Genomic DNA, 14284 nt, shown 5'->3' with positions numbered 1-14284 from the left:
TGGTTACAAGCCCGGAGTTGGACACCGATGTCGGAAAGCGAACACACGCATTCAGGAGCCATTGCCGCTTCCGGGACCTGCGGCTGCGGATCGAAGGCGCCAGCGCCGGAAACCGTACAAACCGAGGCGGTCGCCAAGAGCTGCTGCAGCAATCATGCCGTGACTGAAACGGCGGCTGCCAGTGCGGGTTGCTGTGGCGGTCATGGGCATGATCATTCCGACACCAACGCAAAAGCGCTGGATCCGGTCTGCGGGATGACCGTCGACCCTGCGACGTCAAAACACCGCTTCGACCATCGCGGCCAGACCTTCCTTTTCTGTTCCGCCGGCTGTCGCGCCAAATTCGCCGCCGACCCCGCCAAATACCTCGAGAAGAAAGAGCCTCCGCCGGAGATGCCGGCCGGCACCATCTACACCTGCCCGATGCACCCTGAGGTCAGGCAGGTCGGCCCGGGAAGCTGCCCGATCTGCGGCATGGCGCTGGAGCCGGAGATCGTCAGCCTCGACAGCGCGCCGAATCCCGAGCTCGTCGACATGACCCGACGGCTCTGGATCGGCGCCTTGCTGACCGTGCCCGTTGTCATTCTGGAAATGGGCGGGCATCTGCTCGGCGGCGGCCACGGCCTGGTCGACCCGCTCTGGTCGAACTGGATCCAGTTCGCTTTCGCAACCCCCGTGGTGTTGTGGGCCGGGTGGCCGTTCTTCGTGCGCGGCTGGCAATCGCTGCAGACGCGCAACCTCAACATGTTCACGCTGATCGCGATGGGGACCGGGGTCGCCTATGTCTACAGCGCGATTGCAACGATGGCGCCGCAAGCCTTCCCGGCGACGTTCCGCGATCACGGCGGCGCGGTTGCGACCTATTTCGAGGCGGCCGCGGTCATCATCGTCCTCGTGCTCGTCGGACAGGTGTTGGAACTGCGCGCGCGCGAAGCCACCTCGGGCGCGATCAAGGCCCTGCTGCAGCTCGCGCCGAAGACGGCGCGGCGCGTAAGCGAGGACGGTCAGGACCACGAGATCGAGATCGACCAATTGCAGGTCGGCGATCGCTTGCGCGTACGCCCGGGCGAGAAGGTGCCGGTCGACGGCACCATTCTCGACGGCCGCTCGACGCTCGACGAATCGCTCGTGACCGGCGAATCGATGCCGGTGACCAAGGAGGAGGGCGCCCACGTCATCGCCGGCACCATGAACCAGTCCGGCGGCTTCGTGATGCGCGCCGACAAGGTTGGCCGGGACACGCTGCTGTCGCAGATCGTCCAGATGGTCGCCGAGGCGCAGCGCTCGCGCGCGCCGATCCAGCGGCTCGCCGATCAGGTGGCCAGCTGGTTCGTGCCGATGGTGATCGCGGCCGCGATCATCGCCTTCGCCGCCTGGTACGCATTTGGGCCGGAGCCGCGGTTCACTTACGGCCTCGTGGCAGCCGTCAGCGTGCTGATCATCGCCTGCCCCTGCGCGCTTGGGCTTGCGACGCCGATGTCGATCATGGTCGGCGTCGGGCGCGGCGCGCAGGCCGGAATTCTGATCAAGAATGCCGAGGCGCTGGAGCGGATGGAGAAGGTCAATACGCTCGTGGTCGACAAGACCGGCACCTTGACCGAAGGCAAGCCGAAGGTGACGGCGATCGTGACCGCATCCGGCTTCGACGAGAGCGAGGTGCTGCGGCTCGCCGCCAGCGTCGAGCGCGCCAGCGAACATCCGCTCGCGGATGCGATCGTACGACATGCAAAGGGGCGCAACCTGCCGCTCGGCGAGGTCAGCGGCTTCGACGCGCCGACCGGCAAAGGCGCACAGGGCTCGGTCGACGGCAAATCGATCGTACTCGGCAACGCCACCTATCTCGCCTCGCTTGGGATCGTCAGCGATGCGCTCGGCGTCGAGAGCAAGCGGTTGCGAAGCGAAGGGGCCACGGTCATCGTCATGGCGATCGACGGAAAGCCGGCAGCACTGTTCGCCATTGCAGATCCGATCAAGGCGTCGACGCCGGATGCGCTGAAAGCGCTCGCCGCCGACGGCATCAAGGTGATCATGCTGACCGGCGACAACAGGACGACCGCCACCGCCGTCGCGCGCAGGATCGGGATCACCGAGGTGGAAGCGGAGGTGCTGCCGAATCAGAAGAGCGCCGTGGTCGCGCGGCTGCGCGCAGCCGGCAAGATCGTGGGCATGGCCGGCGATGGCGTCAACGATGCGCCGGCGCTGGCCGCGGCCGATGTCGGCATCGCCATGGGCACCGGGACCGATGTCGCGATGGAGAGCGCAGGGGTCACGCTGCTGAAAGGCGATCTCGGGGGCATCGCGCGGGCGCGCAAGCTCTCAGCGGCGACGATGCGCAACATCCGCCAGAACCTGTTCTTCGCCTTCATCTACAACGCAGCCGGCATCCCGATCGCGGCGGGAATTCTCTATCCAGCCTTCGGCATCCTGCTCTCGCCGATCATTGCCGCCGCAGCGATGTCGCTGTCTTCGGTCAGCGTGGTCGGCAATGCGCTGCGGCTGCGCAGCGTGAAGCTCTAAGTTGGAGCTGGCGACACCGATACCGGCCTTGTCGAAACAGGCCGGCATCGTTACCTCTTCCGCTGGATTTCGAAGGGGTTGAACCGCCATGATCGATGCTGCCATCAAGGCGTTTTCGCAGATGCTGTCGCCGCCGATGCGCTCGATCCTGTGGCGATCGGTCGGGCTTGCGCTTGTCCTCGTGACCGTGCTGGCGATCGGCCTGCAACGGCTCCTGAGCTGGCTGGCCACCGCTGGCGAAGGCTGGGCGGAAGGCATGCTGGGCCCCCATTCGCATACCTCGCTCGACGCGCTGGCCTGGATCATTTCGATCGCGGCCGGATTCGGCGTCGTGTTCGGCGGCATCATGTTGATGCCGGCGATCACCTCGCTGGTGGCAAGCCTGTTCGTCGATGAGGTGGCCGAGCATGTCGAGCGCGAATATTATCCCGCGGAACGCCCCGGCGTCGCGCTGCCGTTCGGTCTCGCAATCCAAGAGGGGCTGAAGGCCGCAAGCCTCACCATCCTGGTTTATCTGATCGCACTGCCTTTCGTGTTCCTGGCGGGCGCGGGCTTCGTCATCTTCTTCATTGCCGCCGCCTGGCTGCTCGGCCGCGAATATTTCGAGCTGGCGGCAATGCGATTTCGGCCGCCTGCAGAGGCCAAGGCGATGCGGCGCGACAACGCGGCGACGGTGTTCACCGCCGGCCTGATCATTGCCGCCTTCGTCTCGATCCCGATCGTCAATCTCGCCACGCCGCTGTTCGGCATGGCCTTCATGGTCCACATGCACAAGCGGCTATCTGGGTCGCGACCCGAGCTGATCGAGCCGTCGCGACGCCGCAGCGTGACGGGATTCCAGCGCGATTGATACCGGCGCCTCGCCGGCAACTTCGCGCTCGCGCGCAAATAGCAGGATCAGCAGAGCGAATAGCGATACGCCCGCGAGCAGGGCCCAGGCCTCGTTGACGCACAGCGCCAGCGAGGCTTTCTCCACCAGCGGCCGGACATAAGCGATGGTGGCCGCATCGGGCGGTCCCGGAGGGCGGTGGAGCAGGAGCTCCGGTGGCAATCCGATCGCCTTGGCCGCCGTAACATCGCCGGCGATCAAACGATCGCGAAGATCGGTCGCATGAATGCTGACGCGGCCATAGATGATCGTGTCGATCAGCGCGATGCCGATGGCGCCGCCCAGATTTCGCATCAGGTTGAACAGCGCGCTCGCATCGGCGACCTCCGCTTGCGGCAGGTCACCAAGCGCAATCCGCGTCGGCGGCAGCAGGCAGAACATGATCCCGATGCCGCGGATCACCTGCGGTCCGAACATCTCGGCGTAATCCGCCGTACGCGGCTGAAACGCACTCATGGCGAGTCCGGCCGCAAACAGCGTGAAGCCGAATGCCGACAGGACTCTCGCATCGACCCGGCTCTCCAGCAGGGTCACACATGGTGCAGCGAGCAGCTGCGCGACGCCGGTCACCAGCATGATCGTGCCGATCTCGAAGGCGGAGTGGTGACGCACGAAGGCGAGGAACACCGGCATCAGATAGACCGATCCGAACAGCCCGACGCCCAGGCAAAAGCTCAAGCCGCACCCGGCCGCAAAGCCGCGCCGCCGCAGACTCCCGAACCTTACGATGGGATGTTCCGACAGCAGCGTGCGCTGAACCAGCAGGACCAGGCTCGAGCCGCTCAGCACCAGCAATGCGAGGCAGTTCGGCGACAGCCAGCCGCGCTCGGGCGCCTGCTTCAATCCGATCTCGAGGCTCGTCAGCGACAGCGCCAGCAACGCCAAGGCGGGCAGGTCGAGCTTGGACAATTCGGCAAAATCGGTCGGTTGGCGCGGCAACAGGCGCGGCGTGGCCGATGCCGCGACAATGCCTGGCGCGACATTGATCAGGAACAGCCACGGCCACGACCAGGTATCGGTGATGTAACCGCCGACCACCGGGCCGATGGTCGGCGCCAAGACCGCGACGACGCCGGCGATCGTGGTGGCGACCGCATGCAGGCGCAATGGAAACAGCAGAAACACGGCAGAGAACACCGCCGGGATCAGGAGGCCACCGGAGAAGCCCTGCAGCACGCGGAAGCTCAGCAGCATGCCGAAACTGGCGCTGAGCGCGCAACCGAACGAGGCCAGCGTGAACAGGCCGACTGCACCGACGAACAGCCAGCGGAGGCTGAACACGCGCGTCAGCAGGCCCGTGAGCGGGATCGCGATCACTTCCGCGATCAGATAGGCGGTCTGGATCCAGCTCATCGCCTCCGGCGAGATGCCGAGCGCATCCTGGATGGTCGGCAGCGAGGTCGCGACCACCTGGATGTCCAGGATCGCCATGAACATGCCCAGGCACATCAGCAGGAAACCGAGCCATGTGGCAACGGCCGGTGTCGGCTGCGACGCGGACTGGCTGCTCATGCGACCCGCCCCCCGATCTCCCCAAGCGCCTGCTGCTCGGCTCGGATCCGAACCGCCAGCATGGCCGCGTTCAAGAGCGTGAATATCAGCGCGAGCCACGGCAGATGTAGGGCAAGCGGCAGCACTGCGATCTCGGCGGTGACGACGGCGTAGTTGGGATGCGACATATATCGGTACGGCCCACCGGTGACGAGCGGCGCACCGGGCAGCACGATGATCCGCGTGGTCCAGCGCGGACCCAGGGTCGAGAGCACCCACCAGCGCATGGCCTGAAGCATGATGAAGGCCAGCAGCAGGAACGGATCCACCGGCTGGTCATGGCCCAGGACCCATAACGAGATCAGCCAGGCTCCGTGCATCGAGACCAGCAACGGATAGTGGCCGGCGCCGACCTCGATCGCACCGCGTGCACGCAGACGGCTCGTATTGTGGCGGGCCAGCACGAGCTCGCCGAGCCGCTGCATGGTGACGAGCGCAAGGATGAAGGAGGCGATCGTCATGCGGCGTGCCGTAACGAGACGCAACTGGCGGTGAAGCCGGGGCCAAGCGCCGTCAGCAGCGAGCGTCGCGGCAGTCCGCTGTTACGGGCACGCTCCAGCACGAACAGCACGGTGGGGGCCGACATGTTGCCGTAGTCGGCGATGATGTCCCGCTCGTGATCCAGCGTGCCCTGATCCAGCGACAGCGCCCGTTCCAACGCGGTGATCACCTTCGAGCCGCCGGGATGGCAGACGAAGCGATCGACATCGTGAGGCGCAAGCTGCATTCCTTCGAGGATCTCGGTGACGGCCGGACCCATGTTCTCGGTCACGAAATCCGGAATCGTGCGCTGGAAGATCACGCCGAACCCTTCGGGGTCGACGCTCCAGCCCATGATGTCGAGCGTATCCGGCCACAACTTCTCGCCGGTCGCCTCCACTCGCGTGGCGCCGCCGTCGCCGGCGCGCAGTACCGCCGCAGCGGCACCGTCACCGAACAGGCTGAGCGCGACGATATTGGCCTTGGTCAATTCGTCATGGCGGACCGCAAGCGTGCAGAGCTCGAACGTCACGAGCAGCACGTTGGTGCCGGGCCGCGCCTGGGCGAGCCGTGAGGCGATCGACAGACCGGATACGCCTCCGGCGCAACCGAGCCCGAAGACGGGAACGCGCGAGATATCGGGGCGGAAGCCCATTTGCCGCGCCACGCGCGCTTCCAGCGTCGGCGTGGCGATGCCGGTCGAGCTGACGGTCACGACCGTGTCGATCTCGGACGCCGCAAGATCGGCTTGCATCAGCGCCTTGTTCGCGACGTCGACGAACAACGCTTCCGCGCCCTCCAGATAGGCTTGCGTCCGCTCCGGCCAACCACGCCGCTCCATGTACCATTCGATCGGCTTGACGCCGAAGCGATGGCGGATTCCGGTGTTGGAGAACAGGCTGGCAAGCGTATCGAATTGCGGAAAGCGCGGCGCGAGCACGTCGCGCGCGGCTTCCATCACCTGTTGCTGCTGGAATCGATGCGGCGGGACCGCGGTCGCAAGTGATACGAGTGCGGCGGTGTTGTTCATGCGACGGGGTCCTTCCTCCAACTCCGATCAACCTCAACGAGTGGCGGCGCCGATCATGTCACATGCCACTCGCGTCCATCGGCGAGTGCATTTCAATTTCAAATGGGGGCACCGATGTGGCCCGCCCGTGGTGAGACAGCGCCCGATGCCGCCGATTTGAAGTCACCATTTCATAGGCTGTGGTGGCGCTCCGATCGCGCCGTCGTGTTCAAACGGTCTTCTCCGGCCAGCGGCACAGATCGTTGATGAGGCAGACCTCACAACGCGGCTTGCGGGCGAGACACGTGTAGCGGCCGTGCAGGATCAGCCAGTGATGGGCATGGAGCATGAACTCGGCCGGGATCGCTTTTTCCAGGCCGAGCTCGACCTCGAGCGGCGTCTTGCCCGGCGCGAGCCCGGTGCGGTTGGCGACCCGAAACACATGCGTATCGACCGCCATCGTCCGCTCGCCGAACGCCATGTTGAGCACGACGTTGGCCGTCTTGCGCCCGGCGCCGGGCAGCGACTCGATCTCCGCGCGCGTGCGCGGCACCTCGCTGCCGAAATCTCTGATCAACTTCTCGGATAGTGCGATGACGTTCTTGGCCTTGGTCCGATAGAGCCCGACCGTTTTGATGTAGTCGCGCAACCGCTCTTCACCGAGCGCGACCATCTTCTGCGGCGTGTCGGCCACGGCAAAGAGCGGCCGCGTCGCCTTGTTGACGCCGGCGTCCGTCGCCTGCGCCGACAGCACGACCGCAACCAGCAAGGTGAAGGGATTGAGGTGCTCGAGTTCGCCCTTTGGCGCCGGATTTGCGTTGGCGAAGCGGCTGAAGGCCTCGCGCACCTCCGCCGGGGTCCAGGGTTTCGGCGCTCTCAGGGACTTTTTCGCGGGCCTGGAAGCCGGCGCCGTCTTCGGCAACTTCGCTGGCTTTTTTGCCTTTGTGCCCTTCACGGCGGTTTTGAGGGCCTTCTTGGGTGCGGAACGAACCGGCACTGCGTTGGCGCGTTGGGGACGGGTGATTTTGGCCATGTTCTGGGTATACTGATCCGCCATGACTGCAGGCAATGCCTTTGCGCACCAGGAGCAGGTACCGGATCCCGCCGAGACTGAGCTGTTCTCGGCGCTGCTGACCCCGCACCGCTCGCTCAACCGAACCGGCTTCGTCGTGCTGATGGTGGTGGTCAGCGGCGTCAGCTTCGTCGGCGGCGTCGCCTCCTGGCTGACGGGAGCCTGGCCCATCCTCGGCTTTTTCGGCCTCGACGCGCTCGCGATTTATTGGGCCTTCAAGGTCAACTTCCGCCGCGCCCGCGCCTATGAGGAGGTCTCGGTCACCCCCTCCGAGCTGCGGCTGCGGCGGGTCAGCCATCGCGGCCACGTCATGGAATGGACGTTCAATCCGCTCTGGGTCAAGCTCGACCAGATCGTCCATGAGGAGTTCGGGGTCGAGTACCTCTATCTGGTCTCCAGGGGGCAACGGGTCGCGATCGGAAGCTTTTTGGGTCCCAACGAAAAGGCAAGCTTCGCCAAGGCGTTGACCGCCGCCCTGCAGGCGGCACGGCGGGGTCCGGTCTACAACCCGATCTGAACGGGAAGATCGGAAATCGGGTGGAGCGGGACCCCTGGCCGCCTTAGATTGAGCGCCATGATGACCCTTGCGATCCACGACCAAGCCCTGGCCAAGCCGGGGCCACAGCAGCCCGCCGCGCTGCGCGATTATGACTCCGTGCGCCGCGCGATCGCGTTCATCTCGGAACATTGGCGGCGGCAGCCAACCATCGAGGACATGGCCGACGCTGCCGGCGTCACCCCGGACGAATTGCACCATTTGTTCCGCCGCTGGGCCGGCCTGACCCCGAAAGCCTTCATGCAGGCTTTGACGCTCGATCATGCCAAGGGCCTGCTCAAGGGCTCGGCCAGCGTGCTGGATGCCGCACTCGACTCCGGGCTGTCAGGGCCGAGGCGACTGCACGACCTGTTCGTCACGCATGAGGCGATGTCGCCGGGGGAATGGAAGAGCGGTGGCTCCGGCATGGCCATGCGTTACGGCTTTCATCCCTCGCCGTTCGGCACGGCGCTGGTGATGGCCACCGGCCGTGGTCTTTCCGGGCTCGCCTTTGCCGATCCAGGCGAAGAGGCCTCGGCACTGGCTGACATGAAGAGCCGCTGGCCACGCGCCAGTTATGTCGAGGACCCGGCGGGCACGGCGACATTGGCGCAGCGAATCTTCGATACCAGCCTGTGGCGGCAGGATCAGCCGCTGCGCGTCGTCCTGATCGGCACCGACTTCGAGGTGCGGGTCTGGGAGACGCTCTTGAAGATCCCGATGGGCCGCGCGGTTTGTTATTCCGACATCGCCAACAGGCTGCAGGCGCCGAAGGCGTCACGGGCGGTGGGCGCGGCAGTCGGCAAGAACCCGATCTCCTTCGTGGTCCCCTGCCATCGCGCGCTCGGCAAGAGCGGCGCGCTGACCGGCTATCACTGGGGTCTCACACGAAAGAAGGCGATGCTGGGCTGGGAAGCCGGGCAGGTTGGCGTCAACTAATTCTCCCTGCGGCGCGCAAATTCCGCGCGCCGCCGCGCTCATCGAACCGGTCGCCTATGACGCCAGATCGAGCTTGGAGGCGACCGTCGAGTCCGCGTTCAGCCGGTAAATGATCGGCACGCCGGTCGCGAGTTCGCGCTTCAAGATGCCCTCGGGCGACAGTTTCTCCAGCACCATGATCAGCGCGCGCAGCGAATTGCCGTGGGCCGCCACCAGCGTGCGCTCGCCGCGCAGCACCCCCGGCAGGATCTCCTGCACATAGTAAGGCAGGGCGCGCGCCAGCGTGTCCTTCAGGCTCTCACCGCCGGGCGGCGGCACATCATAGGAGCGGCGCCAGACGTGCACCTGCTCCTCGCCCCATTTCTTGCGCGCATCGTCCTTGTTGAGCCCGGAGAGATCGCCATAGTCGCGCTCGTTCAGCGCGAGGTCCTTCTGTGTCTTGAGCCCGGTCTGGCCGAGCTCTGCAAGAATGAGATCGAGCGTATGCTGAGCGCGCTGGAGGACCGAGGTGAAGGCGACGTCGAACGTCAGGCCGTGAGCCTTGAGCTTGCGTCCAGCCTCTTTGGCTTCCGACACGCCCTGCTCGGTCAGATCCGGATCTTTCCAGCCGGTGAACAGGTTCTTCAGATTCCACTCGCTCTGGCCGTGGCGCACCAGCACCAGGAGACGTTCGCTCATTCTTCGATCCACTTATATTGATTAGAACAGATTCTTGAGGCCGAGCACGTCGTCCATCGAGTAGTGGCCGGGCGGCTTGCCATGGGCCCAGAGCGCCGCCTTCAGCGCGCCGTGGGCGAAGATCATCCGATCCTCAGCGTGATGCGCCAGCACCAGCCGCTCCGAGGCGCCTGCGAAGATCACGCTGTGATCGCCGGCGGCGGTGCCGCCGCGCAAGGACGCAAAGCCGATGTCGCCGGTGCGCCGTGCCCCGGTGAAGCCGTCGCGTCCCCGTGCTGAATGCTGGTCCAGGTCGATGCCGCGGCCAGCGGCCGCGGCCCGGCCGAGCATCAAGGCAGTGCCCGAAGGCGCATCGACCTTGGCCTTGTGGTGCATCTCCAGGATTTCGATGTCGAAGCTGTCGTCGAGCGACTGCGCGACGCGCTTGACCAGCGCGGCGAGCAGATTGACCCCGAGGCTCATATTGCCGGACTGCACGACCACGGCGCGCTTGGTGACGCTCTTGATCACGGCGTCGTCGGAGGCCGACAGGCCGGTGGTGCCGATGACATGGACGATGCCGCGCTCGGCCGCGATGGCGACGTTGGCGATGGTCGCCGCCGGCACGGTGAAGTCGAGGATGCCATCGGCCTCGCCCGACAGCGCCCACAGATCGGCGGACAGCTTGATGCCGTTGGCGGGCAGGCCGGCGAGCATGCCGGCGTCTTTGCCGATCAGCTCGGAACCGGGCGCCTCCAGCGCGCCGGTCAACACCGCGCCGTCGGTTTCAGCAATCGCACGCACCAGCGCGCGGCCCATCCGACCGCCGGCACCAGCAACAATCAACCGCATCTTGGACATGTCATTTCCTCACTGCTGAAGGCTATACCCCGTGGCAGGCGGCGGCGGCAACCCGACCGGGTGCGAGGTCAGGGCTGCGGCCCGTCATAGCCCTCGATGATCACGAGATCGCCCTCGGAATGCGGGGCGCGGATCGCAACCAGACGCTGATATTCGGGCGAATTGTAGCAGGCCAGCGCGGTGTCGTAGTCCTTGAACTCGATCACCACATTGCGCGAACGCGAGGTGCCTTCCTTGGTTTCATACTTGCCGCCACGGACCAGGAACTTGGCTCCGTATTTGTGGAACACGGCGCCATTCTGGGCGACGTACTCCTTGTAGCCGTCCATGTTGTGCACATCGATGCGGGCGATCCAATAGGCCTTCGCCATCTCGTTCTCCTTTGATTTGTCGTTACCGACCGAGCGCCTCGGCGATCTCGGCGTGAATGGCCTCCGCCGCCGCTTTGGGATCGGACGCGCCGATCACGGGACGGCCGACGACGAGGTAATCGCTGCCGGCTCCGATGGCGCGCGCGGGCGTCATGACGCGCTTCTGATCGCCGACGGCGGCGCCAGCCGGCCTGATGCCGGGGGTAACCAGACAGAGCCGATCGCCGACAATGTTACGCAAGCCGCTCACCTCTTCCCCCGCGCAGACCAGGCCATCGACGCCGAGCGACTGCGCCTGCTGCGCGCGCATCTCCACCAGCTCCGAAACCCCGGCGCGGTAGCCAGCCGCAGCGAGATCGGCCTCGTCATAGGAGGTCAGGACGGTGACGGCGAGAATCTTCAGGCCTGATCCGCCACGGCCCTCGACCGCGGCCTTCATCGTCTGCGGATAGGCATGGACGGTCAGGAAGGTCGCACCGAGCCTGGCGATGCTTTCGACGCCATGCATCACCGTGTTGCCGATGTCATGCAGCTTCAGGTCAACGAACACCTTCTTGCCGCCTGCGGCGAGTTTCGGCACCAGCGAAAGGCCGCCGGCGAAGGCGAGCTGATAACCGACCTTGTAGAAGCTCACGCTGTCGCCAAGGCGGGCGATCATGGCCTCTGCCTCACTCAGCCCAGGCAGGTCGAGCGCGACGATCAGTCGGTCACGCGGTGCAATCTGGTGTGCCATGCCCATCTCACTTCATCTGTTGTGCAAACGCGATCAGTTGCCGGACCAGCGCATCGAGCGCATCGACATCTTGAGGCTGCTTCAAGCGGTCGGTCTCGTTATAGGCCTGATCGGCAAAGGATAGCGCAAGCTGGTTGGGGATCACGCTGGCATGACATGCCGTCAGGATCAGCCGCAAGGCGGCCAGCGCACGAGCGCCCCCAAGCCCGCCTTCGGATGCTGCGGCGATGGCAAAGGGTCGTGTGCGAAACACCCCGCTGCCGCGCTCATGCGGTTCTGCAATCCGGCTCACCCAATCGATCGCATTCTTCAGAAGCGGCGGGATCGATGCGTTGTATTCGGGGGTGACGAACAGGACACCATCATGTGCGGCGATCATGCGTTTGAGGTTCAGCGCATGCCTCGGCACGCCTGACATCCCCTGCAGGTCCGCGTCGTAGATCGGCAGCGGATAGTCGGCCAGCGAGATGCGGGTCACATCGACATCGGCCTGGTGGAACCGATCAGCCGCGGCTGCCGCCAGCTTGACGTTGCGCGAGCCTGATCGCACCGAGCCGGGAATGATGAGGATTTTCAGTGCGGTCATGTTCGGGTGGGTCATGAGCGACCCGCCACGACTCGTGTGGCGCGTCTGACATTCGCTGCTTTACTCTAACCGCGCGCCGCGAATGATACGAATGTCAGAACCAGGCACCAGCGGCGGATAGGTCCGTCAGCCCTTGCGATACACCCAGACGCGGGCCGGCGGAAGATTCATCCAGATCCGTTCCGAGGCTTCCGTGGTCACGCCGGGCAATGATTTCGGGATTGGGGGCACCACCGAATAGGTGAACTGGACGAAGGGCGAGCCCGGCGCCAATGCCGCAAAGGCATCGCGGATCAGCTTCAGCCTGGTGAGCATCGGCTTGGTCACCAGCGGCAGCCCGGACACGATCGCCGAGGCCGGCGCCGCCAGGACGTTCCAGAGCGTGTCTCGCAAGGTGTAGGCGTCGCCCTGGACCACCCGCGCCTGCGGGTAGCGGTCGCGCAACAGGGCACAAAAACCGGGATTGTACTCGACCAGCACCAAGCGCTTTTGATCGATGCCGTGCTCGACCAGCGCATTGGTAATCGCGCCCGTGCCGGGCCCGAGCTCGACGACCGGCCCCGACGCGTGCGGGTCAACGTATTGCGCCATCGTACGGGCGAGAAACCGGCCCGATGGCATGACTGCACCCATGTGCAGAGGTTTTTCGATCCAGGAGCGGAGAAATCGAACCTCGTCGTCCAGACGAAGAGGCTTTTTCGACGCACGCACGGACGAGGGGAGAGGCATCTCAGTACCAGACGGGACCGTCTTCACGGCGATGTCAGAAAAGAGTCACAAAGACGTATAGGGCGGAGGCGAGGCGGTCAAGCTGAACCGTAACGCTCGGCCAAGCGGCGCGGCTCCGCGGGTCCCTGCAAATTATTTGCAGGCGGCTAAGCGGTTGCGCTGCACCTATACCTGCCGGTGCAACGACTGAGCCGATGAGCACGCGCTTCAAGTGGCGCGCGTACCGAAGAAGTCCTTCACTTTGGCGAAGAAGCCGGCAGCCTCCGGGTGGGTCTCGCCAGACGACAGTTTCTCGAATTCAAGCAGCAGTTCCTGCTGCTTCTTGGTGAGATTCTGCGGCGTCTCGACCACGATCTGGACGTACATGTCGCCGGTTTGACGCGAGCGCAGCACCGGCATGCCCTTTGCCGCGATGCGGAAGCGACGACCCGATTGGGCCCCGGCAGGAATCTTGACCTTGGTCTTGCCCTTGTCGATCGTCGGCACCTCGAATTCACCGCCGAGCGCCGCAGTGACCATGGAGATCGGCACGCGGCAGTGCAGGTCGGCGCCGTCACGCTGGAAGAACTCGTGCGGTGTCAGCGACAGGAAGATGTAGAGGTCGCCCGGCGGTCCGCCGCGGACGCCGGCCTCGCCTTCGCCCGCCAGCCTGATTCGCGTGCCGTCCTCGACGCCCTGCGGGATATTGACCGACAGAGTGCGGTCGCGCGTGACGCGGCCGGAGCCCGAACATGACGGGCAGGGATCCTCGATCATCTGCCCGCGGCCCTGGCAGCCCGGACAGGTCCGCTCCAAGGTGAAGAAGCCTTGCGCCTGGCGAACGCGGCCGGCGCCGCCGCACATGCCGCAGGTCTTGGGCTTGGTGCCTGCCTTGGCTCCAGTGCCCGAGCACGACTCGCAGGTGACCGACACGGGAATTTCGATTTGCGCGGTCTTGCCCTGGAAGGCCTCCTCGAGCGTGATCTCCATATTGTAACGGAGGTCGGCGCCGCGCTCGCGCCCGGTGCCGCGGCGCTGCCCGGCCATGCCGAACAGGTCCTCGAAAATATCGGAAAATGACGAGGCGAAACCGGCACCGAAACCGTGCGGGCCACCCATGCCGCCCTGCTCGAATGCAGCGTGGCCGTAGCGATCGTAGGCCGCGCGCTTGTCGGCGTCGCGCAGCACCTCGTAGGCTTCGTTGATTTCCTTGAACTTCACTTCGCTGGACGCGTCGCCCGGATTCTTGTCCGGATGCCATTTCATGGCGAGCTTGCGGAAGGCAGCCTTGAGCTTGCCCTCGTCAGCATCGCGTTCAACTTCCAGAGTTTCGTAGTAGCAGCGCTTGGTGGACATCAATCAAACCCGCCCGAACG

15 protein-coding genes are annotated in these 14284 nt (G+C 65.2%); 4 read left to right on the top strand and 11 right to left on the bottom strand.

The window, feature by feature from the left end; genetic code table 11:
* The first annotated feature begins 27 nt into the window (after positions 1 to 27).
* Both QX071_RS03715 and QX071_RS03710 read left to right on the top strand, forming a co-directional pair.
* On the top strand, positions 28 to 2517 hold the full coding sequence (locus tag QX071_RS03715; RefSeq protein ID WP_315702215.1) for a heavy metal translocating P-type ATPase: 2490 nt from the start codon (positions 28 to 30) through the stop codon (positions 2515 to 2517).
* 88 nt (positions 2518 to 2605) lie between these two features.
* Complete coding sequence (locus tag QX071_RS03710) at positions 2606 to 3367, top strand: sulfate transporter family protein (RefSeq protein ID WP_315702216.1); 762 nt, start codon at positions 2606 to 2608, stop codon at positions 3365 to 3367.
* Here the strand turns inward: QX071_RS03710 and QX071_RS03705 are convergent.
* The 4 genes from QX071_RS03705 to nth form a co-directional block, all read right to left on the bottom strand.
* Positions 3296 to 4918: a DHA2 family efflux MFS transporter permease subunit gene (locus QX071_RS03705; protein WP_315702217.1), complete on the bottom strand. Its 1623-nt coding sequence runs from the start codon at positions 4916 to 4918 to the stop codon at positions 3296 to 3298. The two genes, QX071_RS03710 and QX071_RS03705, sit on opposite strands and share 72 nt — an antisense overlap.
* Positions 4915 to 5418 (bottom strand): isoprenylcysteine carboxyl methyltransferase family protein, encoded by a 504-nt coding sequence (locus QX071_RS03700; protein ID WP_315702218.1) that lies wholly within the window; start codon positions 5416 to 5418, stop codon positions 4915 to 4917. The genes QX071_RS03705 and QX071_RS03700 overlap by 4 nt, the downstream gene beginning before the upstream one ends.
* A complete protein-coding gene (locus QX071_RS03695; RefSeq protein ID WP_315702219.1) occupies positions 5415 to 6467 on the bottom strand; it encodes a type III polyketide synthase in 1053 nt (350 codons plus the stop codon). The genes QX071_RS03700 and QX071_RS03695 overlap by 4 nt, the downstream gene beginning before the upstream one ends.
* Positions 6468 to 6675: 208 nt before the next feature.
* Positions 6676 to 7479: an endonuclease III gene (nth, locus tag QX071_RS03690; protein WP_315702220.1), complete on the bottom strand. Its 804-nt coding sequence runs from the start codon at positions 7477 to 7479 to the stop codon at positions 6676 to 6678.
* A 22-nt stretch (positions 7480 to 7501) separates the two neighbouring features.
* On the opposite strand from nth, the gene QX071_RS03685 reads away from it, so the two are divergent.
* Complete coding sequence (locus tag QX071_RS03685; protein ID WP_315702221.1) at positions 7502 to 8035, top strand: DUF2244 domain-containing protein; 534 nt, start codon at positions 7502 to 7504, stop codon at positions 8033 to 8035.
* Between the two features lie 57 nt (positions 8036 to 8092).
* Entirely contained in the window at positions 8093 to 8992 is a 900-nt protein-coding gene (locus QX071_RS03680) for a bifunctional helix-turn-helix domain-containing protein/methylated-DNA--[protein]-cysteine S-methyltransferase (RefSeq protein WP_315766963.1), read from the top strand.
* Between the two features lie 54 nt (positions 8993 to 9046).
* Here QX071_RS03680 and QX071_RS03675 read toward each other — a convergent pair whose 3' ends face one another.
* From QX071_RS03675 to dnaJ, 7 genes are all read right to left on the bottom strand, one after another.
* Positions 9047 to 9670 (bottom strand): 2,3-bisphosphoglycerate-dependent phosphoglycerate mutase, encoded by a 624-nt coding sequence (locus tag QX071_RS03675; protein WP_315702223.1) that lies wholly within the window; start codon positions 9668 to 9670, stop codon positions 9047 to 9049.
* Between the two features lie 21 nt (positions 9671 to 9691).
* Positions 9692 to 10510 (bottom strand): 4-hydroxy-tetrahydrodipicolinate reductase, encoded by an 819-nt coding sequence (gene dapB / locus QX071_RS03670; protein WP_315702224.1) that lies wholly within the window; start codon positions 10508 to 10510, stop codon positions 9692 to 9694.
* A gap of 68 nt (positions 10511 to 10578) precedes the next feature.
* Complete coding sequence (locus QX071_RS03665; protein ID WP_315702225.1) at positions 10579 to 10881, bottom strand: DUF1330 domain-containing protein; 303 nt, start codon at positions 10879 to 10881, stop codon at positions 10579 to 10581.
* A 22-nt stretch (positions 10882 to 10903) separates the two neighbouring features.
* Positions 10904 to 11614 carry an orotidine-5'-phosphate decarboxylase gene (gene pyrF / locus QX071_RS03660; protein WP_315728087.1) on the bottom strand — a complete coding sequence of 237 codons (711 nt, stop codon included), beginning with the start codon at positions 11612 to 11614 and terminating at the stop codon, positions 10904 to 10906.
* 7 nt (positions 11615 to 11621) lie between these two features.
* Complete coding sequence (locus QX071_RS03655; protein WP_315728327.1) at positions 11622 to 12200, bottom strand: NAD(P)H-dependent oxidoreductase; 579 nt, start codon at positions 12198 to 12200, stop codon at positions 11622 to 11624.
* A 126-nt stretch (positions 12201 to 12326) separates the two neighbouring features.
* Positions 12327 to 12929 carry a class I SAM-dependent methyltransferase gene (locus tag QX071_RS03650; protein WP_315728089.1) on the bottom strand — a complete coding sequence of 201 codons (603 nt, stop codon included), beginning with the start codon at positions 12927 to 12929 and terminating at the stop codon, positions 12327 to 12329.
* 207 nt (positions 12930 to 13136) lie between these two features.
* The gene (gene dnaJ / locus QX071_RS03645; protein WP_315702228.1) at positions 13137 to 14264 is read right to left on the bottom strand and encodes a molecular chaperone DnaJ; all 1128 of its coding nucleotides are present in this window, start codon (positions 14262 to 14264) and stop codon (positions 13137 to 13139) included.
* Positions 14265 to 14284 lie beyond the last annotated feature (20 nt).

Source organism: Bradyrhizobium sp. SZCCHNS1022, assembly GCF_032484835.1.
Classification (GTDB): Bacteria; Pseudomonadota; Alphaproteobacteria; order Rhizobiales; family Xanthobacteraceae; genus Bradyrhizobium.
This window is presented reverse-complemented; position numbering and strand designations above follow the sequence as displayed.